The organism is Phaeobacter sp. 11ANDIMAR09 (assembly GCF_001294455.1).
In the GTDB taxonomy this organism is placed as follows: Bacteria; Pseudomonadota; Alphaproteobacteria; order Rhodobacterales; family Rhodobacteraceae; genus Pseudophaeobacter.
In genome coordinates, this window is the sequence record NZ_LIKT01000005.1 from 19,399 (window position 1) to 43,851 (window position 24,453).

28 protein-coding genes are annotated in these 24,453 nt (G+C 59.2%); 9 read left to right on the forward strand and 19 right to left on the reverse strand.

What is annotated here, in order from left to right; all coding sequences use genetic code 11:
• Position 1: 1 nt before the first annotated feature.
• Both AN476_RS05570 and AN476_RS05575 read right to left on the reverse strand, forming a co-directional pair.
• Positions 2-898: a cation diffusion facilitator family transporter gene (locus AN476_RS05570; RefSeq protein WP_172684795.1), complete on the reverse strand. Its 897-nt coding sequence runs from the start codon at positions 896-898 to the stop codon at positions 2-4.
• A gap of 59 nt (positions 899-957) precedes the next feature.
• Positions 958-1,725: a sulfite exporter TauE/SafE family protein gene (locus AN476_RS05575; protein ID WP_054460004.1), complete on the reverse strand. Its 768-nt coding sequence runs from the start codon at positions 1,723-1,725 to the stop codon at positions 958-960.
• Positions 1,726-1,884: 159 nt separating this feature from the next.
• Between AN476_RS05575 and AN476_RS05580 the strand changes: the two genes are divergently transcribed.
• On the forward strand, positions 1,885-3,570 hold the full coding sequence (locus tag AN476_RS05580; protein WP_054460005.1) for an acyl-CoA dehydrogenase family protein: 1,686 nt from the start codon (positions 1,885-1,887) through the stop codon (positions 3,568-3,570).
• 279 nt (positions 3,571-3,849) lie between these two features.
• The gene (locus tag AN476_RS05585; RefSeq protein WP_083464258.1) at positions 3,850-4,554 is read left to right on the forward strand and encodes an SGNH/GDSL hydrolase family protein; all 705 of its coding nucleotides are present in this window, start codon (positions 3,850-3,852) and stop codon (positions 4,552-4,554) included.
• Between the two features lie 28 nt (positions 4,555-4,582).
• Here the strand turns inward: AN476_RS05585 and recO are convergent, their stop codons facing one another.
• The 12 genes from recO to folK all read right to left on the reverse strand — a co-directional run bounded on the left by recO (position 4,583) and on the right by folK (position 14,196).
• Positions 4,583-5,317 (reverse strand): DNA repair protein RecO, encoded by a 735-nt coding sequence (gene recO / locus AN476_RS05590; protein WP_054460006.1) that lies wholly within the window; start codon positions 5,315-5,317, stop codon positions 4,583-4,585.
• 115 nt (positions 5,318-5,432) lie between these two features.
• On the reverse strand, positions 5,433-5,762 hold the full coding sequence (locus AN476_RS05595) for a DUF1491 family protein (RefSeq protein ID WP_054460007.1): 330 nt from the start codon (positions 5,760-5,762) through the stop codon (positions 5,433-5,435).
• A gap of 124 nt (positions 5,763-5,886) precedes the next feature.
• On the reverse strand, positions 5,887-6,792 hold the full coding sequence (gene era / locus AN476_RS05600; protein ID WP_054460008.1) for a GTPase Era: 906 nt from the start codon (positions 6,790-6,792) through the stop codon (positions 5,887-5,889).
• Positions 6,789-7,475, reverse strand: a complete 687-nt coding sequence (gene rnc / locus AN476_RS05605) for a ribonuclease III (RefSeq protein ID WP_054460009.1) — start codon at positions 7,473-7,475, stop codon at positions 6,789-6,791. Before rnc ends, era begins: the two co-directional genes overlap by 4 nt.
• A complete protein-coding gene (gene lepB, locus AN476_RS05610; protein ID WP_054460010.1) occupies positions 7,472-8,308 on the reverse strand; it encodes a signal peptidase I in 837 nt (278 codons plus the stop codon). The genes rnc and lepB overlap by 4 nt, the downstream gene beginning before the upstream one ends.
• Before the next feature lie 61 nt (positions 8,309-8,369).
• Positions 8,370-8,813 carry a holo-ACP synthase gene (gene acpS, locus AN476_RS05615; RefSeq protein ID WP_054460011.1) on the reverse strand — a complete coding sequence of 148 codons (444 nt, stop codon included), beginning with the start codon at positions 8,811-8,813 and terminating at the stop codon, positions 8,370-8,372.
• A 4-nt stretch (positions 8,814-8,817) separates the two neighbouring features.
• Positions 8,818-9,444, reverse strand: a complete 627-nt coding sequence (locus AN476_RS05620; protein WP_054460012.1) for a LysE family translocator — start codon at positions 9,442-9,444, stop codon at positions 8,818-8,820.
• Positions 9,441-10,187, reverse strand: coding sequence for a pyridoxine 5'-phosphate synthase (locus AN476_RS05625; RefSeq protein ID WP_054460013.1), 747 nt, complete (start codon positions 10,185-10,187; stop codon positions 9,441-9,443). The genes AN476_RS05620 and AN476_RS05625 overlap by 4 nt, the downstream gene beginning before the upstream one ends.
• Before the next feature lie 85 nt (positions 10,188-10,272).
• Positions 10,273-10,980, reverse strand: coding sequence for a DUF2062 domain-containing protein (locus AN476_RS05630; protein WP_054460014.1), 708 nt, complete (start codon positions 10,978-10,980; stop codon positions 10,273-10,275).
• Positions 10,981-11,012: 32 nt separating this feature from the next.
• A complete protein-coding gene (locus AN476_RS05635; RefSeq protein ID WP_054460015.1) occupies positions 11,013-13,145 on the reverse strand; it encodes a bifunctional (p)ppGpp synthetase/guanosine-3',5'-bis(diphosphate) 3'-pyrophosphohydrolase in 2,133 nt (710 codons plus the stop codon).
• A gap of 42 nt (positions 13,146-13,187) precedes the next feature.
• A complete protein-coding gene (gene rpoZ / locus AN476_RS05640) occupies positions 13,188-13,541 on the reverse strand; it encodes a DNA-directed RNA polymerase subunit omega (protein WP_054460016.1) in 354 nt (117 codons plus the stop codon).
• A gap of 94 nt (positions 13,542-13,635) precedes the next feature.
• Complete coding sequence (folK, locus tag AN476_RS05645; protein ID WP_371257315.1) at positions 13,636-14,196, reverse strand: 2-amino-4-hydroxy-6-hydroxymethyldihydropteridine diphosphokinase; 561 nt, start codon at positions 14,194-14,196, stop codon at positions 13,636-13,638.
• Between the two features lie 145 nt (positions 14,197-14,341).
• Here folK and AN476_RS05650 point away from each other — a divergent pair, with 145 nt between their 5' ends.
• Positions 14,342-14,914, forward strand: coding sequence for an NYN domain-containing protein (locus AN476_RS05650; protein WP_054460017.1), 573 nt, complete (start codon positions 14,342-14,344; stop codon positions 14,912-14,914).
• A 333-nt stretch (positions 14,915-15,247) separates the two neighbouring features.
• Here the strand turns inward: AN476_RS05650 and AN476_RS05655 are convergent, their stop codons facing one another.
• Positions 15,248-17,476 carry an ATP-binding protein gene (locus AN476_RS05655; protein ID WP_157063687.1) on the reverse strand — a complete coding sequence of 743 codons (2,229 nt, stop codon included), beginning with the start codon at positions 17,474-17,476 and terminating at the stop codon, positions 15,248-15,250.
• Positions 17,477-17,723: 247 nt separating this feature from the next.
• Here AN476_RS05655 and ispH point away from each other — a divergent pair, with 247 nt between their 5' ends.
• The 5 genes from ispH (at position 17,724) to AN476_RS05680 (ending at position 21,163) form a co-directional block, all read left to right on the forward strand.
• Positions 17,724-18,698 (forward strand): 4-hydroxy-3-methylbut-2-enyl diphosphate reductase, encoded by a 975-nt coding sequence (gene ispH, locus AN476_RS05660; protein WP_054460019.1) that lies wholly within the window; start codon positions 17,724-17,726, stop codon positions 18,696-18,698.
• Between the two features lie 104 nt (positions 18,699-18,802).
• Positions 18,803-19,417 (forward strand): LysE family translocator, encoded by a 615-nt coding sequence (locus AN476_RS05665; protein WP_054460020.1) that lies wholly within the window; start codon positions 18,803-18,805, stop codon positions 19,415-19,417.
• Positions 19,418-19,454: 37 nt separating this feature from the next.
• Entirely contained in the window at positions 19,455-20,048 is a 594-nt protein-coding gene (locus AN476_RS05670) for a bifunctional 2-polyprenyl-6-hydroxyphenol methylase/3-demethylubiquinol 3-O-methyltransferase UbiG (RefSeq protein WP_054460021.1), read from the forward strand.
• On the forward strand, positions 20,041-20,508 hold the full coding sequence (rnhA, locus tag AN476_RS05675) for a ribonuclease HI (RefSeq protein WP_054460022.1): 468 nt from the start codon (positions 20,041-20,043) through the stop codon (positions 20,506-20,508). The genes AN476_RS05670 and rnhA overlap by 8 nt, the downstream gene beginning before the upstream one ends.
• Positions 20,509-20,539: 31 nt before the next feature.
• The gene (locus AN476_RS05680) at positions 20,540-21,163 is read left to right on the forward strand and encodes a trimeric intracellular cation channel family protein (RefSeq protein ID WP_054460023.1); all 624 of its coding nucleotides are present in this window, start codon (positions 20,540-20,542) and stop codon (positions 21,161-21,163) included.
• Positions 21,164-21,188: 25 nt separating this feature from the next.
• Here the strand turns inward: AN476_RS05680 and AN476_RS05685 are convergent, their stop codons facing one another.
• On the reverse strand, positions 21,189-22,124 hold the full coding sequence (locus tag AN476_RS05685; protein WP_054460024.1) for a LysR family transcriptional regulator: 936 nt from the start codon (positions 22,122-22,124) through the stop codon (positions 21,189-21,191).
• Positions 22,125-22,215: 91 nt separating this feature from the next.
• On the opposite strand from AN476_RS05685, the gene AN476_RS05690 reads away from it, so the two are divergent.
• Complete coding sequence (locus AN476_RS05690) at positions 22,216-23,052, forward strand: TauD/TfdA family dioxygenase (RefSeq protein WP_054460025.1); 837 nt, start codon at positions 22,216-22,218, stop codon at positions 23,050-23,052.
• Here AN476_RS05690 and AN476_RS05695 read toward each other — a convergent pair.
• From AN476_RS05695 to fmt, 3 genes are read right to left on the reverse strand one after another with little or no spacing between them, the layout of a single operon-like run.
• A complete protein-coding gene (locus AN476_RS05695; protein ID WP_054460026.1) occupies positions 23,042-23,278 on the reverse strand; it encodes a GlsB/YeaQ/YmgE family stress response membrane protein in 237 nt (78 codons plus the stop codon). The two genes, AN476_RS05690 and AN476_RS05695, sit on opposite strands and share 11 nt — an antisense overlap.
• 12 nt (positions 23,279-23,290) lie before the next feature.
• On the reverse strand, positions 23,291-23,527 hold the full coding sequence (locus tag AN476_RS05700) for a hypothetical protein (protein ID WP_054460027.1): 237 nt from the start codon (positions 23,525-23,527) through the stop codon (positions 23,291-23,293).
• 13 nt (positions 23,528-23,540) lie between these two features.
• The gene (gene fmt / locus AN476_RS05705; RefSeq protein ID WP_054460028.1) at positions 23,541-24,449 is read right to left on the reverse strand and encodes a methionyl-tRNA formyltransferase; all 909 of its coding nucleotides are present in this window, start codon (positions 24,447-24,449) and stop codon (positions 23,541-23,543) included.
• Positions 24,450-24,453: the final 4 nt, after the last annotated feature.

Sequence of the window (24,453 nt, forward strand, 5' to 3'; positions counted from 1 at the left end):
CTCAGCCCGGAGCGATTCCCGATGGCTCCAGCTTGTGCTCCGGCTCAACGTGAATGGTGACCTGAGCCTCTGGGAAAGCCGCCTGAATGGCCTCTTCGATGCAGTCGCAGATGTCATGCGATGCCTGCACGGTCATTGAGCCCTCAACCACCATGTGGAACTCCACAAACAGGGCCACCCCGGCACGACGGGTTTTGAGCCCGTGTACCTGCAAAGCCCCCGTCGCCGCATGATGCAGCAGCTCTTCGATCTCGGCGCGCTCTTCTTCGGGGGCGGCGGAATCCATCAAGCCATTTACTGAGGAAACCACCACGCCGTAGCCTTCACGCAGAATATTCACCGCCACAAACAGCGCCAAAAGCGGGTCTAATATGGCCCATCCGGTCGCCAGCGCCAGTCCCAGCCCCACCAAAACCCCGACCGATGTCCAAACATCGCTCATCAGATGGCGCCCGCCGGCGATCAACGCCGGAGAGCTCAGCGCGCTGCCGCGAGTGATCAAAAGCCGTGCCCAGATCAGGTTCAACCCCAACGCCGCGCCATTGACTAAGAGCCCCGCGCGGCCCCAGTCGGCAGTCTCGCCGAGGTTGCCAAGCGCCTGCACCGATTGTTGAACGATGAGCAGCGCCGCGATAATGATCATGATGCCTTCTAGAACGGCCGAGAAGTACTCGGCCTTGTAATGGCCGAAGGGATGGCCAGCATCTGCGGGTTTTTTGGCGTAATGCACGGCCATCCAGGCCATCACCGCGCCGCCAACATTGACCAGAGATTCCAGCGCATCCGAGAGCAGCGCCACGGAATCTGTCAGCCGCCAGGCCAGCAGCTTGAGCGCCAGTACCAGTACCGCGACCAGGATCGTCCCCAGCGCCAGCCGTTCTGCGTTCATCCCCTGCATCACGATCTCAGCATTCCCTGGTTACACTACCCTTACCCGACAGGTCTTGTCGGACAGATCTACAACATTAACCCGCGGCGCAACAGATTAAGCGCCGCCAGCAACAAAACGATTAACGTCGCTTGCTTAAAAACTCTTTGATCAATGCGATCATGCAGCTTGCTGCCAATCCACATGCCCAGCACCGCCGGAACAATCAGCAGGATCGAAAACGGCAGGGTCTCGCTGCGCATCACGCCCGAGCCCAGATGGGCAAACAGAAGCGCAAAGGCCCCCATGCCGTAGATCACCCCCTGCACCCGGATCTGTTCGCTCTTTTCAGTCCCCAGCGCTGTCAGATAGGCCACGGTCGGCGGCCCCCATACACCAGACACTCCCCCGATCAGCCCGGCAAAGGCCCCGACCAGCACTTCCACACGCGGTGTCGGCTTTGCAATGGTCAGCGGCACGCCGATCAGCTGCAACAGCACAAACAGGGTCACCGGGCCGCCAATGGCCAGGAACATCACCTGCTGCGGCAGCACCCGCACCATCTGCGCGCTAAGCAGCAAAAACACCAGCCCGGCCAGCAGGAACAAGCGGAACCGCTTGAGCGAGGCAAAGGCGGCGCCGCCGCCCTGTCGCAGCGCCTGCATCCAATTGGTCACCAGGGTCGGCAGGATCAATCCCGCCAGCGCCAGTTCCGGCGCGAGGAACAGGCTTAGCCCCGAGACCAGAATCATCGGCAGCGCAAAGCCGACCATGCCCTTTACCGTGCCGGCAAGCAGCGCAATGCCAAAGGCGATAGCCAAATCAGTGGCGGAGAGAAGCGAGAAAAACTGATCCATGCATTTGCCCTATCATCCCGCCAGGACAGAGAGAACCATAGGCCTGCACAAATTTCCGTTGCGCAACTTTTTATCGAATTGCCGCAGCGCGGCGTATTTTTGTTGCGCTGCACCTGCAAAGTGATTTACCACCAAGCGACCAAAGAAGGACGTGATTCAATGGCTCATGACGGACAGGACCTGCAAATGAAACCGATTGTGCTCCCCGAACTGCTGACGCTGACTGCTGCGGCGATTGCCCCACTGGAGTCGACGCTGGAGGCCGCCCGTCTTGCAGTGCGTGCCGATGTCACCCAGGACGGCCGCGTGTCCGGCCAGCTGATCGAAGAAAACCAGACTGCCGCCCATGGGCTCTCCTGGCTTGCCACCTATGTCTACTCGCTGCGCCAGATGCAGCAATGGGCTGACAAGCTGCAAAGCGATGGCGCCTTTAATGAGATGGAGCAGCTGATCCACCAGATCGCCTTTGGCGAATATCTGGCGCAGGTACAGGGCGGCATCCAGATGAACCAAGGCGAGGTTCTCCGCCTGCAGGATTTGGGGCTAGGACAGGACGCCCTGAACGCGCTGCGGACTGAGGCCGTTGTGACCCTCACCGAGGGCGGCAATACTCAGGCTGCACGCAGCCGTCTGGCTGAGCTGATGCAGGAACAGGCCGGCGCCACCATGTTTGGCACCTCGGGTCTGGAAGAAGAGCTGGAAATGATCCGTGATCAATTCCGCCGCTACGCTTCGGAAAAGGTCGAGCCCCATGCCCATGACTGGCACCTGAAGGATGAACTGATCCCGATGGAGGTCATCGAAGAGCTGGCCGAGATGGGTGTCTTTGGTCTTACCATTCCCGAGGAGTTTGGCGGCTTTGGTCTGTCCAAGGCCTCCATGGTTGTGGTCTCAGAAGAACTGTCGCGTGGCTATATCGGTGTTGGCTCCCTCGCCACCCGTTCGGAGATCGCGGCTGAGCTGATCCTCTGTGGTGGCACAGATGAGCAGAAAGCCCAGTGGCTGCCCAAGATCTCCAGCGCCGAAATCCTGCCCACGGCTGTCTTCACCGAGCCCAATACCGGCTCCGACCTAGGCTCGCTGCGCACCCGCGCTGTGAAAACCGCGAGCGGCGATTATGAGGTCACAGGCAACAAGACCTGGATCACCCATGCTGCGCGCACCCATGTAATGACCCTGCTGGCGCGCACCGATCCTGAGACCACAGACCACCGTGGCCTTTCGATGTTCCTGGCAGAAAAGACCCCCGGCACTGACGCCGAGCCCTTCCCCACCGAGGGCATGACCGGTGGCGAGATCGAGGTTTTGGGTTATCGCGGTATGAAGGAATATGAGCTGGGCTTTGATGGCTTTAAGGTCAAACAGGAAAACCTGCTGGGTGCGGCCGAAGGCAAAGGCTTCAAACAGCTAATGGAGACCTTTGAAAGCGCCCGCATTCAAACCGCGGCCCGCGCCATCGGTGTGGCGCAATCGGCGCTGGATATCGCCATGCAATATGCCCAAGACCGCAAGCAATTTGGCAAAAGCCTGATCAACTTCCCCCGTGTGTCCGGCAAACTGGCGATGATGGCGGTGGAGATCATGGTAGCCCGTCAGCTGACGTATTTTTCGGCCTGGGAAAAGGATCACGGCCATCGCTGCGATCTGGAAGCCGGCATGGCCAAACTGCTCGGCGCGCGTGTTGCCTGGGCGGCCGCAGACAACGGCTTGCAGATCCACGGCGGCAATGGCTTTGCGCTGGAATACAAGATCTCCCGCGTGCTCTGTGATGCCCGCATCCTCAACATCTTTGAGGGCGCCGCAGAAATCCAGGCCCAGGTCATCGCCCGCCGCCTGCTGGCCTGACCGCTGGCCTGCCCCTAATACAGTCTCCCACTCCTCAGATGCCCGGCCATTGGCCGGGCATTTCTGTTTCAACCAGCTTTCCGGGGGCAGGCGCCCCCAAGCCGGTACATGCTGCTTCTCCTGCCCCCAAAATGCCGCGGCTTTGCCTTACCCCCCGCCAGAAATTCACTATTGGTTAACCACACCCGGTTTGATTGCAATCCATCCCCTATTTTATGCCAAGTTAGCCACATGCCCCTGTCTCATTTATCCATGCCTCATTTGTCCATGTCTCAATTCATGTCTCGGCTTGTCTTTCTGGCCTGCGCTCTGCTGGCCCTGTCCGGTTGCGGCGAACGCGCGTCCCAAACACAGCAGGCGGGACAAATCCTCGTCATGGGCGACTCCCTGATGGCCTGGAATGGCACTTCACAGCGGGCCGTATCAGATGTGATGGAACAGCACCTGGACGTCGAGGTGACGGATCGCTCGGTTTCCGCAGCCCGCATGATCTACCGGCTGCCAGTCAGTGGCGCGGCGGGACTGAGCATTCCCAAACAGATGCCAAAGAAGACGGCTTGGGATTGGGTGGTGCTGAACGGCGGCGGCAATGATCTGTGGCTGGGCTGCGGTTGCACCGCCTGTCGGCGCAAGATGGACCGGCTGACCGCCAGAGATGGCAGTACGGGCGCGATTCCCGACTTGGTGCAGCGCTTACGCAGCACCGGGGCCAGGGTGATCTATACTGGCTATCTGCGCAGCCCGGGACTTGGTTCGCCGATTGAATATTGCAAGGATGACGGCGAGGAGCTGGACCGACGGGCCACCCAGATGGCCGCGCGCGATGAAGGCGTCTATTTCCTGTCGCTTGCAGATTTGGTGCCCCACGGAGACCGCAGCTTCCACGCCTTCGACATGATCCACCCTTCGGTCAAGGGCAGCGCCGCTATAGGCACCCGGATTGCAGAGCTGATCCTGGCTGAGACCGCTAAAGATCAGCCCTGACGAAGAAACCTCCCGGCGGGAGAGGCTTTCATCGGCTCTGCAAACGGCGGGAAAAGATATCAATGAACCGGGCGCGCGCCTCGGGCAGCGGATGGTTGCCCAGACTGGGGGCCAGGCGCTCGGACAGGAAATAGCCAGTGGTGCGCAGCCCCTCTGCCACCTCGTGATCCGGCGCTTCCCCCAGACCGCGCAGCACCGGCGGCAGCGGCAACAGACGATTGACCCATTGTCCTGCCTCTTGGCGCGAGACCGCCCGCCCCGTCTTGGGAGAAATATAGGCCAGATCCTCGTTGCGCCCAGAGACGGCGCAGGCGCTGAGATCCAGGCCAAAACCCATCTCCCGCAACAGCGCCATCTCCCAGTTCAGATAGGCCAGTGGCCAGAGCTCGTCCTGCCCCAACAGATCCAACAACTGCTCGGACTGCTTGTAAAGATCTGGATAGGGCGCACGTTCGGGCAGGCAAAACCCTAAGAGCGCCGTGACCACATTCAGGCCCGCCAGCGCCATGCGCCCAGAGAGCGCGGCCGCTGCCCGGCTGCGCAGCGGCTCGGCCTGATAGCTGCCCAGATGTCCCTCGAGCCGCGCCCGCCAGAGCAGATCCAGCTGCGCCCCGGGTTGCAGCACCGGAGCCTTTTTACGGCTGGCACCACCATGCACAATGCCGGCATGACGCCCGTGCTCTTCGGTAAAGACATCTATGATCGCGGCCCCCTCACCATGGCGCCGTCGGGTCAGGAGAATGCCATGGTCCCGCCATTCCACCTTTGATCCCCTTTGCTCGCTTGATCCTGTCCCTTCCATCAGACCCGAACCAAAGACGGACAACAAGCCCCGTCAAAACCCCGGATCCAAAAGCATGAGGATGGGTGTCTTCGCCCTATTCCAATCCGGGTTCATCCAGCAGATGGCGACCCTGGCGGTCCTCGACTTCAATCACCCAAAGATCCGGATCAAATTCCTGCTGGCGCCGGATTGCAACATCCACATCCGCCTCAAGACCGCTGGCCTGTTCGATCCATTTGCGCGCGCCGCTCATGAGATCATAAGAGCGATGGAAGCTCTGGGCCTGACCGTCCAGGGTGTTGAGCTTAACCAGAACCGCCCCAGCCGTGTCATCGCCATGGGCGGTGACAAAGGCAGGGATCTCCTGAAAACGCAGGCGGGCAAGATAGGCATCAACCCAGAAACGGGCGGTCAGTCGGGGCATTGCGGGGCCTCTGTCTGGGGCTGAGCCGCTAGGCGCGGAAAAAAAGGCAGAGACTGGATGCCTCCGGCGGGGATATTTGCGGCCAAATGAAACCCGGGTGGCGGCAGGGCCGCCCAGGTCAGAATCAATTCCCGTCCTTGAAATCCAGTCCCATTTCTGAATAGCGTTCGGCCTCTTCCAACCAGTTGGGGCGCACTTTGACTTGCAGGAAGAGATGCACCTTGCGGCCGAGGAATTCGGTCAGTTCTTCGCGGGAGGACTGCGAGACGGATTTGATGGTCTCGCCACGTTTGCCCAGCACGATGCCCTTGTGGCCGTCGCGCACCACATAGATCACCTGATCGATCTTGGCGGAGCCATCCTTACGCTCTTCCCAGTTTTCTGTCTCCACCGTCATCTGGTAGGGCAGCTCCTGGTGCAGCCGCAGGGTCAGCTTTTCGCGGGTGATTTCTGCGGCGATCATCCGCATCGGCAGATCCGCGATCTGGTCTTCGGGGTAGAGCCAGGGTCCTTCGGGCAGCTCCTTGGCCAGCCAGCTGCGCAGATCTTCGACCCCATGACCGCGCTCGGCGGAAATCAGAAAGGTCTCGGCGAAATCAAAGCGGTCGTTCAGTTCCTTGGTCAGCCCCAGCAGAACCTCGGATTGCACCCGGTCAATTTTGTTGATCACCAGGCCGACAGTACGGCCCTGGGCCACATCCGCGAGCCCCTCGAGGATGCGCTCCACACCCTCGGGAATGCCGCGATGGGCCTCGACCAACAGGAGGACAATTTCCGCATCGGCCGCGCCGCCCCAGGCGGCGGCAACCATGGCGCGGTCCAAGCGGCGGCGCGGCTGGAACAGGCCCGGCGTGTCAACAAAAACGATCTGGCTTTCGCCCTCCATCGCCACGCCACGCACCCGGGCACGGGTTGTCTGCACCTTATGGGTGACGATCGAGACCTTGGCCCCGACCATCCGGTTCAGAAGGGTGGATTTGCCCGCATTGGGCTCTCCGATCAGGGCGACGAAACCAGCGCGTGTTGTCATGATGTTTGCTCCAAACGTGCCAAGAGCGCCTTGGCTGCGGCCTGTTCTGCGAGACGTTTGGAGCCCGCTGCTGCGCGCTCCTCAGTGCCGTCTTCCAGCCGAACGGCAATGGTAAAGATAGGTTGGTGATCCGGGCCTTCCCGGGCGATCTGAACATAGTCAGGCGGGGATTGGCGCCGGGCCTGGACATATTCCTGTAACGCGGTTTTGGGGTCACGGGCATCGGCTTCGACCTGATGCACACGTGCGCCCCACAGGCGCAGGATCATCGCCTGAGCCACCTCGAAACCTGCGTCCTTGTAAACGGCGGCAATCACCGCCTCCATACCGTCACCCAGCAGCGCCTGTTTGCGTCGCCCGCCCGACATCATCTCGGAGCGGCCCAGTTTCAGCACCTCGCCCAGCTGGATTTCGCGGGCGACATCAGCGCAGGCCTCTTTGCGCACCAGCGCATTGAAACGCGGCGCCAGCTGGCCCTCGCTGGCCTCTTTGTCGTGCTCCAGCAAGGCTGTGGCCATGACCAGGCCAAGCACCCGGTCGCCCAGAAACTCCAGACGTTGGTTGTCCTTGCGATTTGGCGAGGAGACCGAGGGATGGGTCAAGGCGCGCACCAGAAGTTCTGGCCGGGCAAACTGATGCCCGATCCGCTCTTCAAAGATGCGCATTTCTTTGGATAGTTTCACTCGATCCCCTTGAAGTAGCGGTCCGAACGCCAAGTCCAGAAGAACAGCATGGAGCGTCCGGCAGAAGAGAACATAATCCGGTCGGCGCGGCCAATCAGGTTTTCCAGCGGCACAAAGCCAACACCGCCAGCAGTCTGAGCCAGGCGGCTATCGCTGGAATTGTCACGGTTGTCGCCCATAAAGAAGAAATGGCCCTCGGGCACCTTGTAAACACCGGTGTGATCCGCGGACTGATTGCCGATATTAAGGATCACATGCTTATTGCCCCCGGGCAGGGTCTCGATCTGGCGCGATTTGAGGCAGGTCCCGCCCTGGCCCACGGGCTGGTTTTCACAACGAGGAAAAGAGCCCTGAGGCCCCTGTGGGGCCATGACTTCTTCAAAGTTGCCCGCATCCTCAAGACCAACAGCCGTCCCATTGATGAACAAAACGCCGTCCTTGACCTGGATGCTATCGCCGGGCAGGCCGATCAGCCGCTTGATGAAATCAGTGCCGGTCACCGGATGGCGGAAGACAACCACATCACCGCGCTCGGGTTCTGAGCCCAAAAAGCGGGAATTTTCGCTGTCGAGAAAGCCGCAGATATCCTCGGCATCGATATTCAGACCAATGGCACCAATGCGCACGCTGGGGCAGGAGGCATAGGAGTAGCCATAGGCCATCTTGTTGACAAAGAGGAAATCACCAATCAGCAAGGTCTCTTTCATCGACCCCGACGGGATCCAGAAAGGTTGGAAAAACAGGGTCCGGAAGACCCCAGCGATCAAAAGGGCATAAACAATGGTCTTTACCGTTTCGAGGATCGATTGTCCGGCCGTGGGTTTTGCCGTCATCAGGCTCTCCGGGTTATACATAAAAGGGTCCGGCGCTACATGAGGGCGTCTGAGCCCCGAGTCAAGCTTCACCGGTGAATTGAGCTGGCTGCCCCCCTGTCTGAGAGGGGATTGGCAGGGCCTCAATAACCACAAAGGCCTGCGCCCAGGGGTGATCATCGGTCAGGGTGACATGGATCACAGCTTGGTGCCCGGCAGGGGTCATCTTGGCCAGCCTCTCAGCGGCCCAGCCTGTGACCTTCATCACCGGCTGCCCCGTTTCCAGATTGCTGACTGCCATATCCTTCCAGGCGATGCCCATGCGCAGCCCCGTGCCCAGGGCCTTGGAGCAGGCTTCTTTGGCAGCCCAGCGTTTGGCGTAGGTGCCCGCCACATCGAGCCGACGCTCTGCCTTGCCTTGCTCGATCTCGGTAAAGACCCGATTGCGAAAGCGATCGCCAAAGCGGTCCAACGTACCCTGGATCCGTTCGATATTGGCAAGATCGGTTCCGATGCCAAGGATCATGACATCATCCGTCCAGACGTGCGGTCAGGATTTTGAGACTGGCAAAGCCAAAGAAACCCGCAAAGGCAAACTCGAACCAGCGCTTCATCCGCATATAGGGGGCCACCACACCAGGAGTGGAGAACAAAAAGGCATAGCCAACAAAGACGAGAATCGAACCGGAATAGAGGAAGGCAAACAATCCAAAAACCTGAACCGGGGTCGATCCCGCAGGCAGCACCAGAGAATAGATTGAAGCCCAGGAGAGGATCGCCTTGGGGTTGGTGAGGTGAATAAGAGCGCCCTTACCAAATAGCTGCCAACCCGTGCCACCATAGGCCCGCTGCGACAAAGAGTTATGAGGTGCCAAAGCAGATCGCAGGGACTTCACTGCGAGGAAAAGCAAATAAGCGGCTCCACAGTAGCGCAGGAGTTCAAAGACCCAGGCGTTTGCCAGCATCAAAGCGCTGAGCCCGGCTGCAGCCGCAAGCCCCCAACAGGCCGAGCCAAATAGAATACCTAACGAAAACACCAGCCCGCCGCGCCGCCCCGTGTTCATCGAGGTGCCCGCAATAGAGAGTGTCGCAGGGCCTGGACTGCCCCCCGCCAGCAACCAAGCCAACCAGAGCGCAATCCATTCAGGACCTATCACGCCCGCGCCTCGTCCATTTTGCGGCGCATCTCGGCCAGGGCGGCTGGCAGACCAACAAACATCGCCTCGCCCATCAGGAAATGGCCAATGTTCAGCTCCTTGACCTCTGGCAAGGCCGCAACTGGGCCAACGCTTTCATAGGTCAGCCCATGGCCCACATGCACCTCGAGCCCCAACCCATGGGCGTAGGTGGCCATCTCAGTGATCTTTGCCAGCTCCGCGTCGCGTTCTTCCCAGCGACCCTCAGCCCAGGCATCGGCATAGGCACCGGCATGCAGCTCAATCACTGGCGCACCGATGCGGTGGCTGGCCTCGACCTGGGCCTTGTCGGCACCGATGAACATCGACACCCGACTGCCTGCCGCTGCCAGCGGCGCAATGTACTCCGCCAGCGCATTGTCATTGGCTGCCACATCCAAACCGCCCTCGGTTGTGCGCTCTTCGCGCTTTTCCGGCACCAAACACACTGCATGGGGTTTGTGGCGCAGGGCAATAGCCTGCATCTCTTCGGTGGCGGCCATCTCGAAGTTCAGCGGAATACGCAAAGCCGCCATCAATCCGTCGATGTCACTGTCGATGATATGGCGGCGGTCTTCGCGCAGATGCGCCGTGATGCCGTCGGCGCCTGCGTTCTGCGCCAAGATAGCGGCCCGTACCGGGTCCGGATTGTCGCCACCACGGGCATTTCGCACCGTGGCCACATGGTCGATATTCACACCCAACCGCAACGCGTTCTGAGCCATGTCAATTGTCCTGAAATCAGTATCTGTTGCGGCGAGATTAGACAGCAAGCCGCCAAGGGCAACCCCCCGCAGACCGGCAAAGGATCTATTTTGCCTTGCGCACCCGTGGCAGCGCCATCTTTGGCTTTGGTTTGGCGGGCTCCACCACAGCGGTAATCCCGGCCGCCTCCATTTCAGCGCGTTTCTTGATCGCCTCGAATTTGGCCTTAATACGCGAACGGCGGTGCTGTTGATAGGCGCGGATCACTGGCAGGCTGATCATATAGCAAATGGTGGCGGTGATAACGCCCGGAATGACGCCCCCCACCAGATAAGGAAAGAACACTTCGTCATAAAACAGATTCAGCCCATTCCAGTCGGCAGGGCGATCATGAAAAAGCGCGAAGAGATTGTCCTTTAGGTCCTTCCCCGCATCAAAGAACTTGCCGACCAAGGATTTGTCGACCTCTTCATAATCCGTGCCCAGCATCCAATGCCCGGTCTGAAGCGCCGCCACCCCGATAGGCACATAGGTTAGCGGATTGCCAAAAAAGGTGCCGCTGAGGGCCGCAAGGATATTGCCGTTCATCAGCCGCGCGATCAAAGCGGCAACGATGAAATGCATGGCATAAAACGGCGTAAAAGTGGTGAACACCCCGGCCCAGACGCCCCGTGCGATACGCTCTGGCGAATCAGGCAAACGGCGTACCCGGTGCTTTACGTATAGAAACGCCCGCTTCCAGCCCCCTCGGGGCCAGATGAAATCCGCAACCGCTCGATGAAGCGGGCGTCTGTCACGGCGCCTGAAAACCAAAGCCCTGCGTCCTTCCTAGTTCCAACCGAGCCTCACCCCAAAGACAGCCGTTTCTCCGGCTTCTCCCGGAAACGCGCTACTTCAGCGACGTCGCTCTCGGCTTCCAATGTTAGCATCAGCGAATGCAGCTGTTCCACATCCCTGAGTTCAACATTTATCATCAGCCGGTAAAAGTCTGGTTTCCGATCTGAAAACTCTAGGTCGGAAATATTGGCCTTTTTCTCACCAATCAATGTGCAAATTCGTCCCAGCACCCCGGCGTCATTACCAATGGTCAACCCGAGGGTAACACCGTAGACCGCCGGATGTGTGCCACTGTGCCAATGCACATCGACCCAGCGTTCCGGTTGGTCTTCGAATTCGCCCAAACGGTCGCAATCCGCAGTATGCACCACAACACCGCGACCGCGATAGGTGATGCCGATAATCCGCTCTCCGGGCAGGGGCTGACAACAGGGGGCCCGCTCAAAGCTCTGCCCCGGCTCCAGACCAATCACTGCGCGCCTGGGAGAGATCACATCACCGTCCTGAGAGGTGAGCTCGGGATAGACCGCCTGCACCACATCATGAGCGGTTATCTCTGCCGCACCAAGCCGCGCCAGCAGCTCATCAACCGAGCTGATCCGCAGGGCCCTTGTGGCGGTTTCCAAAGTTTTATCGGTGGATTTTCTGTCGACATGTTCAAAGGCAGAACGTGCAAGCTCCCGCCCCAGTTTAACAAATCGAGCCCGATCCGCCTCGCGCAGTGCGCGACGAATGGCTGTACGCGCCTTGCCGGTGGTGGCAATCTCCAACCAGCTCACCTGCGGGGTTTGCCCCTCGGCGGTGATCACTTCGACCGATTGGCCATTACGGATACGGGTCCAGAGCGGCACCCGAATGCCGTCAATCTTGGCGCCAACACAGGCATGGCCAATCCTGGTGTGGATGGCATAGGCAAAATCAATCGGCGTCGCGCCCTTGGGCAGTTTGGTCACATCCCCTTTGGGAGTGAAACAAAACACCTGATCGGAATACATCTCGAGCTTCACCGCTTCGAGGAACTCGTCGTGATCTTCTTCGGCGTCAAACTGTTCAGTAAGCGAGGCAATCCATTTGGCCGGATCCACCGCAAAGGGGTTTTGCGAACGCACACCGTCGCGGTAGGACCAATGGGCTGCCACGCCGGTTTCTGCAACATCATGCATCTGCCGGGTGCGGATCTGCACCTCGACCCGCTTGCCATCGCGCCCCGACACCGTGGTGTGGATAGAGCGATAGCCGTTGGATTTTGGCTGGCTGATGTAATCTTTGAACCGCCCTGGAACGGCCCGCCAGCGCTGATGGATCGCCCCCAGCGCCCGGTAACTATCTTCTTCGCTTTGGGTGATCACCCGGAAACCATAGATATCCGACAGCCGTGAAAAGCCCTGATCCTTGGCCTGCATTTTGCGCCAGATCGAATAGGGTTTCTTGGCGCGGCCAAAGACTTCCGCCTCGATGCCGGCCTTTTCCAGCTCAAACCGCATATCACCTGTGATCCGGTGAATAACATCACCGGTTTCCCGCTGCAGCGTGACAAAGCGGCGGATGATCGACTGGCGGCCTTCGGCGTTCAGCACCTTGAAAGCCAGGTCTTCCAGCTCTTCGCGCATCCACTGCATCCCCATGCGACCGGCAAGCGGCGCATAGATATCCATGGTTTCGCGGGCTTTTTGCGCCTGTTTTTCGGGCCGCATCGCCTTGATGGTGCGCATATTGTGCAAACGGTCGGCGAGCTTGACCAGAATGACCCGCAGGTCCTTGGACATGGCCATAAAGAGTTTGCGGAAGTTTTCGGCCTGCTTGGTCTCGCGGCTGGAAAGCTGCAGGTTGGTCAGCTTGGTGACCCCATCCACCAGCTCGGCCACCTCCTCACCAAAACGGGTGGCGACTTCCTCATATGAGGCCTTGGTGTCTTCTATGGTGTCGTGCAGCAGGGCGGTGATGATAGTGGCATCGTCCAGGCGCTGTTCAGTCAACAGGGCGGCGACAGCCACGGGATGGGTGAAATAGGGCTCACCTGAGTGGCGAAACTGGCCTTCATGCATCTCTTCGCCATAGGCGAAAGCCTCGGCGATCTTGCCTGCATTGGTTTTGGGGTTGTAGTTGCGGACCAGAGCAATCAGGTCTTCTGGTGAAATCATATCCGGTCCGCAGCCTCAATTTTTAGGGTAGTATGGCTGTCTTCAGCCCTGCCCCTGCGCCTCCATGAGAGCACGCAGCAGTTTTTCTTCTGACATGTCATCTTCAGCGGGCTTGTCTGTTTCGGCACCCATCAACAGAGCCATCGAATCTTCTTCGGGCTCATCAACTTCGATCTGGTTCTGATTGTTTTCAATCAGACGCTCGCGCAGATCATCGGCGCGCTGCGTTTCATCTGCAATTTCGCGCAGCGACACAACGGGGTTCTTGTCGTTGTCACGCTCTACGGTGATCTCAGCACCGGCAGCGATTTCGCGGGCACGATGGGCCGCCAACATCACCAACTCAAAGCGGTTGGGTACTTTGTCTACGCAGTCTTCAACCGTTACGCGGGCCATAGGCGACTCTCCAAAAGAAATGTGGGTCCGGAAGCGCGACTTTTACGCCCAAATCTAAGTGTTGACAAGCGCAGAAAGCATCACCCTGCGGTGATTAAAGCGGTTGAACAGCTTCCAGGTCGGTTTCTGGCAGCTCCGCACAGAGTTCCGCTGCTGTTTTTCCCAGAATTGGGTGGCGCCACTGCGGACAGATATCGCACATCGGCACCAGAACAAAGGCCCGGTCCTGCATCCGAGGATGCGGGAGAATCAGTTGGTCCGGCGTTTCTTTCATCTGCTGCTCCAGGGGCAAATCACGCCAGCGCTGATGGACGCCCAGGTCAGGGAGCACTTTCTCGCCCAAAGCGATCAAGTCCAAATCCAATGTCCGGGTCCCCCAGCGCTGCTTTCTAAGGCGTGAAAATTTCTGCTCAACATCATGTAAACACGAGAGCAATCTTGCCGGGTCGAGGTCCGTTTCAACCGACAAAACGGCATTCACAAAATCGGGTCCGGCACCCGCTGGAAAACAAGGGGTTTGAAAAAGGCGCGAAACTTGGCATGGTTCGCCCATAAGAAGAGTCAGTTCCCGCGCTGCAGCCAAGAGTATTTTTCGCGGCGACATTTCGCCCAAGGGCAGGTTGCCTCCCAAAGAAATGATCGCTTTTGTTCGCATAATGGTCACTTTTGACCCCATTTAGGAAAAACCGTACACTTGAAGCAGGTGCCAAAGTACTTACAATATGTCCACCCGTTTCGCCGCCCCAATTACACTCACGGATCATCTGGCGTAAACGGATTTACCGGAAGGACACTTTAGGATGTTTTACAAAGACGAACGGCTTGCGCTGTTCATAGACGGTTCAAACCTATACGCCGCAGCCAAGGCGTTGGGTTTTGATATCGACTACAAACTTCTGCGGCAGGAATTCATGCGTCGCGGTAAGCTCTTGCGGGCCTTTTATTACACGGCTCTGCTGGAAAATGACGAGTACTCTCCCATCCGCCCCCTTGTTGATTGGCTGCACTATAACGGCTTCACCATGGTGACCAAGCCTGCCAAGGAATACACCGACAGCATGGGGCGTCGCAAAGTCAAAGGCAACATGGACATCGAGCTTGCGGTGGATGCCATGGAATTGGCACCGCGCGTGGATCACATTGTGCTGTTTTCTGGGGACGGAGATTTCCGCCCGCTGATTGCCAGCCTGCAGCGTCAAGGCGTTCGCGTCTCTGTCGTTTCCACCATTCGCAGCCAACCGCCAATGATCTCTGATGAATTGCGCCGTCAGGCCGACAATTTTATCGAGCTGGAAGAGCTGAAAGACGTCATAGGGCGCCCCCCACGGGAACATCCCATGGACACGCGCTCCGTTTCAGCCGTACCCGGGTAACACGCTCTGAGCAAACGCGACCGAGCGCCAAAGAGATTTGAGGCCTCGCCCTGTTTGCTCTGAGAGGATCACTGCCGCCTGGTTCAAACGCGAACCAGCAGCACAATGGGATATTGCTCGCGACCGATGCCACTGGGCTTTTTCACTCACCAGCCAGGTGGACATAGGTGCAAACCATAGATTGCGTCAGATCGGTCAAAACGGATTGCCACTCACTCTCTTTGTTTTGACCAAACCTCTGCACAACACTCCCAGGCCCATCCTGCGCAAAAGCCGAAGTAACACACTTCGGCTTTTGCATTTCCTTGCCCAAGAAACCGCAGGGCTTTGCTTCTAGCCATGTTGCCCCGTCGCCCATCGCCGGGTTTCGGCGCTCACATCTCTGGGCGTCAAGTGTTGGCGGATTACAGCCTCAAGACCGGCAATGGTCACCGGTTTGGAGACATAGGCATCCATACCCTGGGCCAGACATTTTCCGATCTCACCTTCCAGAGCATTTGCCGTTACCGCGATGATTGGCATGCGACGCCGGCCCTGTTCCGTTTCGATCTGGCGAATGGCGCGGGTCATCTCGAAGCCATCCATGGTCGGCATCTGGCAATCGGCCAGGATCAGATCGAAGTCCCCATCGCGCCAAGCTGAAAGGCACTCTGCGCCATCACAGGTTAGCGTGACCTCACAGCCCAGCAAAGCCAGTTGGTTCTCAATGACGGCGCGGTTGATTTCATTGTCCTCCGCCACAAGAATGCGTCCTCCCATCCGGTTCGAAGACAGAGAGGGTTTCAAGGTCTCGACTGTGTCTTTACCCAGCGTGCTGTCGCACCCGACCAGCGTTTCCAGAGCCTCCCACAATTGGCTGGGTAGTATCGGCCCGGATTGCACCACAGCCCAGTGGGCGTTTACCCCGGCCTGTTGCACCTCTTCATAAGATTTGAACTCCAGCACCTTCAGGTCTGGCATTTCCTGTTCCAGTCGATTGCGGAACCACGACACTTGGTGCCCCTCAGCCGCATCCTGAGGCAGTATAAAGACCGACTGGCGCCCAGCCATACGGGCAAGCGAAAGGAACTCTTCCTGGCTGGAGACCCATTTCAGATCACAGTCTGCCGCCAGAATATAGCTGGCCCAATTGCCCCCCTGCCCTGGAGTAGGCTGCATCGCCACGACCTTGGTTCCCGCCAACCGGGGCGCTTTGATTGGCCCCGAAGGCTCGATGATGGGCAGACGCACGGTAAAAACACTGCCCTCTCCCAGGGTGCTGTCAACCGAGATGGTGCCGCCCATTTTGGAGACAAGCTGCTGCACAATCGTTAGCCCAAGCCCATTCCCCTTAATCATGCGTTTTGACACCTCGGCCGAGCGTTCAAAGGGAGAAAAGATCGCCTCCTGCAGCTCCGGCTCAATGCCGATGCCGTTGTCCTGAATCACAAAGTCAATCCAGCCGGGTTCGTGAATCTCCACCCTCAGCTCTACCCGCCCAGCGCCATCTGCAGCCTCAGGCGAAGGCTCTGAAAACTTGATGGCATTACCCATCAGGTTCAGCAGGATCTGACGCAGCCGACCTGCATCCCCTCTGAGGGTGTCCGGCAGATCCACCTGTAGAGAAAGCGCAAGTTCCACGTCCATTTGACTGGCATGGGGACGTAGCGTGGCCGCCGCCCCTTCGATCAATGGCAACAGCCGCATTGGCGCTTCAAACAACTCCATCTTCCCGGCTTCGATCCGGGAGACGTCAAGAATATCGTCGATGATCCACAACAGCGAGTTTGATGATTCCTGAATCGTGTGCAAGATGCGGCGCTGCTCTGGTGCCAGATCGGTCTTTTGCAACACTTCGACCATCCCAAGAACGCCGTTCATCGGCGTCCGGATCTCATGACTCATGGCCGCCAGGAAGTCACTCTTGGCTTGGTTTGCCTTGCTTTCCTCCTGATGCGCCCGCAACAGATCATCGCTATAGCTTTCAGCCAATCGACCAAAGGCCATCATTTCAACAGTCGTGATGGCAAAGGTCGTCACCAAAATTCCGCCGGAAAGGTAAGCGGACGGGATCAGATCTCCCAAGAGAGGCGCGCCAAAGTAGTCATGCCCCAACACCCGAAACAAAGTCCAACTGCCCAGGATAACCCCTAGCAGCAGCAGGATCATCGGCATTTCGCGACGTACTGAAAACGTCATGAATGGCCCACCCAACAAGACCACAAAGAGCAGTTCGACATTGCTTTCCGGAGGGAGTGTGAAAACCGCCCCCAAGACTGCAGCCAATCCGGTAGAATACCACAGAAGACGGGCCAGAAGTTTGTATTTGGTCTTCAGCAGTATGCGGGTGATAACTGCGCCAATGATCGCCACGGTCGAGATCACCACCATAACAGGCGCCTGAATGACAACCCCCAGAAAAATCCACAACAAGCCCAAAACCACAACCGCATTGCAGGTGGCACTCACGGTATAGAATCGCCGCTTCATGGAAATCCGGTGCTGCCGCGCGACAAAGTCGTTGTCCTCATCCCAGGGATGGCAGCCAGCCTGGTCCGTTCTATCAGATACAGCGCGTGTCACTCATTTACCCCGACAACCAAGAAATCTTGCATCATTCCATTTCCCGTAACGCCCGCAGGGCCTCAACAGGCTCTCCGAACATGCCGCAGACCCGTTAACATATTCCTTTTTTTGAAATATCCGGCCCTTGGCGCGCTTTGGGCCGCCAAAGCAGGCCTACTGCCAAAAAAACAGGCGATCCGCGACCCTGTCATCAGGCTGGACCTTGGCTTTGCAAAGCCTTACTCCTGCCCCTAAGGAGACGCTGATGACCAAACCTGCCCTCACCCTGTATCTGGCGGCGCCACGCGGATTTTGTGCCGGCGTTGATCGCGCCATTAAAATTGTCGAACTGGCGCTCGAGAAATGGGGAGCCCCAGTCTATGTGCGCCACGAGATCGTCCATAACAAATTTGTGGTGGACGGGCTGCGGGACAAAGGCGCGGTTTTTGTCGAAGAATTGGAAGAATGCCCGCAGGACCGGCCGGTAATCTTTTCAGCCCATGGGGTGCCAAAATCGGTTCCCGCCGCGGCCCAAGCCCGCGAAATGGTCTATGTCGATGCCACCTGCCCTCTGGTGAGCAAGGTCCATATCGAGGCCCAGCGCCATGCGGAGCAGGGGCTGCAGATGATCATGATCGGCCACAAGGGCCATCCCGAAACCATCGGCACCATGGGGCAATTGCCCGAAGGCGAAGTCATTCTGGTGGAAACCCCCGAAGATGTGGCCCAGGTGCAGGTGCGTGACCCCGCGCAACTGGCCTATGTCACCCAGACCACCCTGTCGGTGGATGATACCAAGGGCATTGTCGCCGCGCTCATAGCCCGTTTTCCAGCCATCATCGGCCCCCACAAAGAAGACATCTGCTACGCCACCACCAACCGGCAGGAAGCGGTGAAGGCCGTTGCCCCCAAATCCGATGCCATGCTGGTGGTCGGCGCGCCGAACTCCTCCAATTCGCGACGTCTGGTCGAAGTGGGATCAAAGGCAGGATGCAAATACGCTCAATTGGTGCAGCGGGCTGAAAACATCGACTGGCGCGCTCTCGACGGCATTTCCAGCATTGCCATCACCGCCGGAGCCTCGGCCCCGGAGTTGCTGGTCAATGAGGTGATCGACGCCTTTCGGGCCCGCTATGATGTGACGGTCGAAGTGGTGGAAACCGCGGTGGAACGTGTCGAATTTAAAGTTCCACGGGTGCTGCGCCAACCCGCTGGATCAGCCCCTGGCAACTCAGTCTGACTTCCGATCTAACGTCAGAACTGCTCTTCCTATTTACTGCGCCAGTGCTTGCTCATAGGCTGTGACTTCCAGTTTACCCAAGCCCCGCCAGAGAAGGAGAGCCCATGATTTCCATGCAGTTTCTGATCACCGCCATTGTTGTGGTTTTGGCACCCGGGACCGGGGTGCTCTATACACTGGCTCTGGGGTTGGGTCAGGGGGCGCGACCCGCAATCTGGGCGGCTTTGGGCTGCACCCTTGGCATTCTGCCGCATCTCGCGGCTGCAACGCTTGGGTTGGCGGCGGTGCTGCACAGCTCGGCCCTGCTGTTTCAGATCGTCAAGATCCTCGGGGTGCTCTACCTGCTCTATCTGGCCTGGCAGGCCCTTCGCTCCGGGGGCGCCCTCAGCCTTTCCGCCGAGGCCAAAGCCCAATCCCCCCTGCGCATTGCCCAGCGCGGCGCCTTGATCAATATCCTCAACCCCAAGCTCTCGGTGTTTTTCCTCGCGCTGCTGCCGCCCTTTCTGTCAGGGGATCCCGCCTCGGCCACCACTGAAATGGCACTTCTTGGGGCGGTCTTCATGGGGCTCACGTTTGGGGTCTTTGTGCTTTATGGGTATTTTGCCGCCCAGGCCCGGCAGTTCATCCTGGGATCGGAAACCGTGTTGAAATGGCTGAACCGAGGCTTTGCCAGCATTTTTGCCGCCCTTGCCGCACGATTGGCGTTTGAGCGCGCCTAGACCGCGCCCCTCTTCCTTTTTCACAGAAAAGCCCCCCATGAGCGACGCAGAAACACTCCGCATCTATGACGACAAAGCCGCAGACTACGCAGCCCAAAACCAGGACTACCTCAGTCAGGATCCCCGCCTGCACAGCTTTATCACGGCCTGCCCGACAGCTGGCCGGGTGCTGGATCTCGGCTGCGGTCCCGGCACATCAGCGGCCGTCATGGCGGCTGCAGGGTTGCAGGCCGATGCGATGGATGCCTCCTCGGAGATGGTCACCCTGGCAAATGCTCAGGAAGGGGTCAGTGCTTGGCAGGCGACCTTCTCCGAAATCTCAGGCACGGCACGTTATGACGGGATCTGGGCCAATTTCAGCCTGCTGCATGCGCCGCGCGCAGATTTCCCAAAGCATCTGGCTCAGATCAAACAGTGCCTGAAACCCGGAGGCGTCTTTTACATCGCGCTCAAACTGGGTAAAGGCGAGGCCCGCGACGCCCTAGGGCGGCTTTATACCTACTTTGAGGAAGACGACTTGAAAGATCAGCTGATGACCGCCGGATTTACGGTAGGGGACTGCGCCTACGGCGAAAGCAAAGGCCTGGATGGCACTATGGCCCGCTGGATTTCGGTGGCCTGTCATGGCTGATCTCTATGCCTATACCGATGGTGCCTGTTCCGGCAATCCTGGCCCCGGTGGCTGGGGTGCCCTGTTGCAGGCCAAGGACGGCCAAACCGTCATCAAGGAAAAAGAACTCAAAGGCGGCGAGGCCAATACCACCAACAATAGGATGGAGCTGCTGGCTGCGATCAATGCGCTGGAAAGCCTGGATCGCCCCTCGGCTCTGACCGTGGTGACCGATAGCAACTACGTCAAAAACGGCATCACCGGCTGGATCTTTGGCTGGAAAAAGAACGGTTGGAAGAACGCCGCCAAAAAGCCGGTGAAGAACGCCGAGCTGTGGCAGCGTCTGGATGCCGCCCAAAGCCGCCATCGGGTGACCTGGGAATGGGTCAAGGGCCATGCCGGCCATCCCGAAAACGAACGCGCTGATGAGCTGGCCCGCGCCGGTATGGCCCCGTTCAAGAAAAGCAAATCCAAAGCATGAGGCCGGTGCCGGGGATCAGGGAGAGGCAGCGATGAGTCTTGTCACTCTGCTGGACTATGCCTCGGTGCTGGTGTTTGCCCTGACCGGCGCCCTGGTCGCCAGCCGGGCGCAGCTTGATATCGTCGGCTTTGCCTTCATTTCCTGCCTGACCGCCGTCGGCGGCGGTACAGTACGGGATCTGGTGTTGAACCGGGACGAGGTGTTTTGGGTTGCCGATCCGAACCACATCCTGCTGGCCGCCCTGGCCGCTGTTGTGGTGTTCTTTACCGCGCATCTGGTGGAAAGTCGCTTGCGCTTGCTGATCTGGCTCGACAGTTTTGCCCTGGCCATTGCGGTATCTGCCGGCACCGGGGTTGCCATGGCACTGGACAAACCCGATGTCATCGCAGTGTTGATGGGCATGGCCACTGGCAGCCTGGGCGGGTTGATGCGCGATGTGGTGGTTGGTGAAGTCCCCCTGGTGCTAAAACAGGGTGAGCTGTACATCACCTGCGCCATGAGCGGCGCCATAGCCGCCATAACGGCAGCCTCACTGGGCCTGACCACGGGACCAACTCTCATCCTTTGCGCCATTGTCACCTGGGTCTTGCGGGCAGGCTCCATCGCCTTTGGCTGGCACCTGCCAGTCTACAAAAGCCGCCCCCCGCGCCAGTGACCGCTCCACCAGCAAGAAGAGGCGCTCAGGCCAGGAACAGCTGCGCATGCGGCGGCGCCTGCACAGCAAAAACCTCCTGACAGCTCTGGGCAAAGGCCTTGATCAGCGGCTCTGACCCACGTCCCTTGCGATAGGCTAGCACCACCTCCTGCGGACCCAGATCCGTGGAGAGCGGCAAGGCAACCACCCTGTCGCCATGATAGGTTTGCGGATTTGGCGGCTGAAAGGCCATCAGACTATAGCCCAGCCCCTTGCCAACACAGGAGCGGGCCAGCTCGTAAGATCTGGTGACCAATGCCACTTCGGGGGAGGCCCCCGCCGCGCGGAGCAAATCCAGATAGCCGGGCCCCGCGCCGGGATCCTGCACCAAAAGATAGGGCAGCCCTTCCAGATCACTGATCGACAAGGCCGCGCGATGGGCCAGGGGATGGCGCGCCGAAAGCAGAACCTTGGGGCGCACCTGCATCAGCGGCTGAATGTCAAATTGCTCTGGGTCCAACCCTTGATCATATGTCAGGATCAAATCCACCTCCGCCCGCTGTAAAAGCTGCTGCATCTCCTCAAAATGGGTCTCAAAAATCTCCAGCTGGACGCCGGGCCAGCGATTGCCATGTGTCATCAGGATGGGCGGCGCAAAGACATAGGCCAGCGCCGGGTAACAACCAAAGCGCAGATGCCCCCGGCTGCGTTGCTCCAACCCGTGAAGCCCTGCCTGCAACTCTTCCCCGCGAGAGAGAATCCCTGCAGCCGCCTCCAGGACCTCTCGCCCGGCCGTGGTCAGCCGAATGCCCTGCGCTGGATACCTGTCAAAGAGTGTCACCCCGCTGACCTCTTCCAGTTTTGCCAAAGACGCGGCAATGGCAGCTGGGGTCATGCCCAGCGCCCGTGCAGCCGCCGCGATGCTGCCCAGACGGGCGGCAGTGGAGAAATGCTCAAGCTGGCGCAGGGTGAATTTAATCATCAGTTTTTTTATCCTTTGAGCGCAGAATAATATATTTTTCCAGCCTTTTGAAATCCCCTAGCGTTGTCGGCAGCAAACAGGAGACAACGCGATGCAGATTACCCCTTTGACAGGCGGATTGGGTGCCGAGGTGCAGGGCGCGGATATTCGCCAGGAGGCCGATTTTGCACCTCTCTTTGAGGCTTTCAAAACCCATTCAGTGCTGGTGATCCGAGGCCAGGCCGAGGTGACGCCGGAGGATCACATCGCCTTTGCCCGTCGCTTTGGCCCGATCAATGTGAACCGGTTTTTCAAGCCTGTGGACGGTCACCCCGAGATCGCCACTGTGCTGAAGGAAAAGGACCAAAGGGCCGCCGTCGGAGAGGGCTGGCACACCGATCATTCCTATGATGAGGCCCCGGCCATGGGCTCGCTGCTGCGCGCCATCGAGGTGCCGCCCTATGGCGGGGACACGCTCTTTGTCTCGATGTCTCAAGCCTATGATAGCCTGTCGCCAAAGATGCAGAAGATACTGGAAGGACTGTCCGCCTGGCACAGCTCACGCCACGTCTTTGGCATGGCAGCCCAGGACAGCGAGGCGGTGCGCAGCGGGCGACTGAGCAACGCCGAGGCCGCCACCCAGGATGTCCTGCATCCCGTGGTGATCAAACATCCCTTCTCGGGGCGCAAATCTCTGTTTGTGAACCCGGTCTTCACCACCCGGATCGACGGTCTAAGCGCGGCGGAATCCGAGGCCCTGCTGCAGATGCTCTATCAGCATTGCCAGCAACCGGAACTGCAGGCCCGGGTGCGCTGGCAGGCGGGCGACATCACCCTGTGGGACAACCGCGCTACCTGGCACAAGGCGATCAACGATTATCACGGATTTCGCCGCTACATGCACCGCATCACGGTGGAGGGCTGCCCGCTGGAAGGGGTCAGCGCTTGATATAGGTCTGCCAGAGCCAGATCAGCACCAGGGCGCCCAGCACGGCGCCCACCAGCCCCGCGATCATGCCCATCACCGTCAGCAGCGCGCGCAGGACAAAGCCACCGATCAGGGCTCCGGCGATGCCAATTGCCATGGTGGTGATGATATCGGATTCAATGCCCATGATCCTGGTGGCGACAAATCCGGCTGCAATGCCGATGATGATCAGGAAAACAATGCTCATGTGTGCGCTCCGTTACCGCCGCCAATGGAAGGGCACAATGATCAGCGCCCCAATTGACGACACAATGGCGTTGAGCCCCGGTGAGGCAAAGCCAAAACCAAACATCAGCCGCACAAAGTAAAACAGAAAGGCGCCGCCGATGCAGATGATGATCGAAGACAGATAGCCGTTTTGGGTAAAGCCAGTCTTCTCGGCAATGTAACCGGTGATCCCGGCAAGCACTATGGTTCCCATCAGGACCGGAAACATCCGCACCCTCCCGTTACAGCTGTCGCCCGGTCTCCAAGGGGAAGCCGCGCAGAAAGATCTCCCGATCCTGCGCAGCTTTGCCCGCCCGTTGCAAGCGCAACAGCTCTACTGCGCCCTCACCGCAGGCCACCACAAGCCGATCCCCCTCCAGCACCTGCCCCGGCTGGCCTTTACCTGTTGCCAGACGCGAGGCCAGCAGTTTCACCCGCTGCCCATCGATTTCAACCCAGGCGCCAGGAAAGGGCGACAGCCCGCGGATCTTGCGGTCGACCTCTTCCGCCGGTTGGCTCCAGTCGATCTGGGCCTCATTCTTGTCAATCTTGGCGGCATAGGTGACGCCTTCTTCAGGCTGCACGTCCGGCGTCAGCCCATCAAGATGACGCAGCGCGGTGACAATCAGCGAGGCCCCCATCTCGGACAGCCGGTCATGCAGCTGGCTGGTGGTTTCCTCTGCCCCGATCGGCGTGCCTTCGCGCAGCAGCACCGGGCCAGTGTCCAGCCCCGCCTCCATCTGCATGATGCAGACGCCGGTTTCCGCATCGCCCGCCATGATGGCGCGATGGATCGGTGCCGCTCCGCGCCAGCGCGGCAGCAGGCTGGCATGAATGTTCAAGCAGCCCCTGGCGGGGGCATCCAGGATCACCTGCGGCAGGATCAGACCATAGGCCACCACCACGGCGATATCTGCTTTCAGGGCGGCAAACGCCGCCTGCTCGGCTTCGCCCTTCAATGAAACCGGATGGCGCACCTCAAAGCCCAGCTCGGCAGCGCGGGCATGCACCGGGGTTGGACGATCCTTTTTGCCCCGCCCGGCGGGACGCGGTGGCTGGCAGTAGACGGCCGCAATCTCGTGACCCGCCTCGACCAGCGCATCAAGCACCGGCACCGAGAACTCCGGTGTTCCCATGAAGATGACACGCATCTGA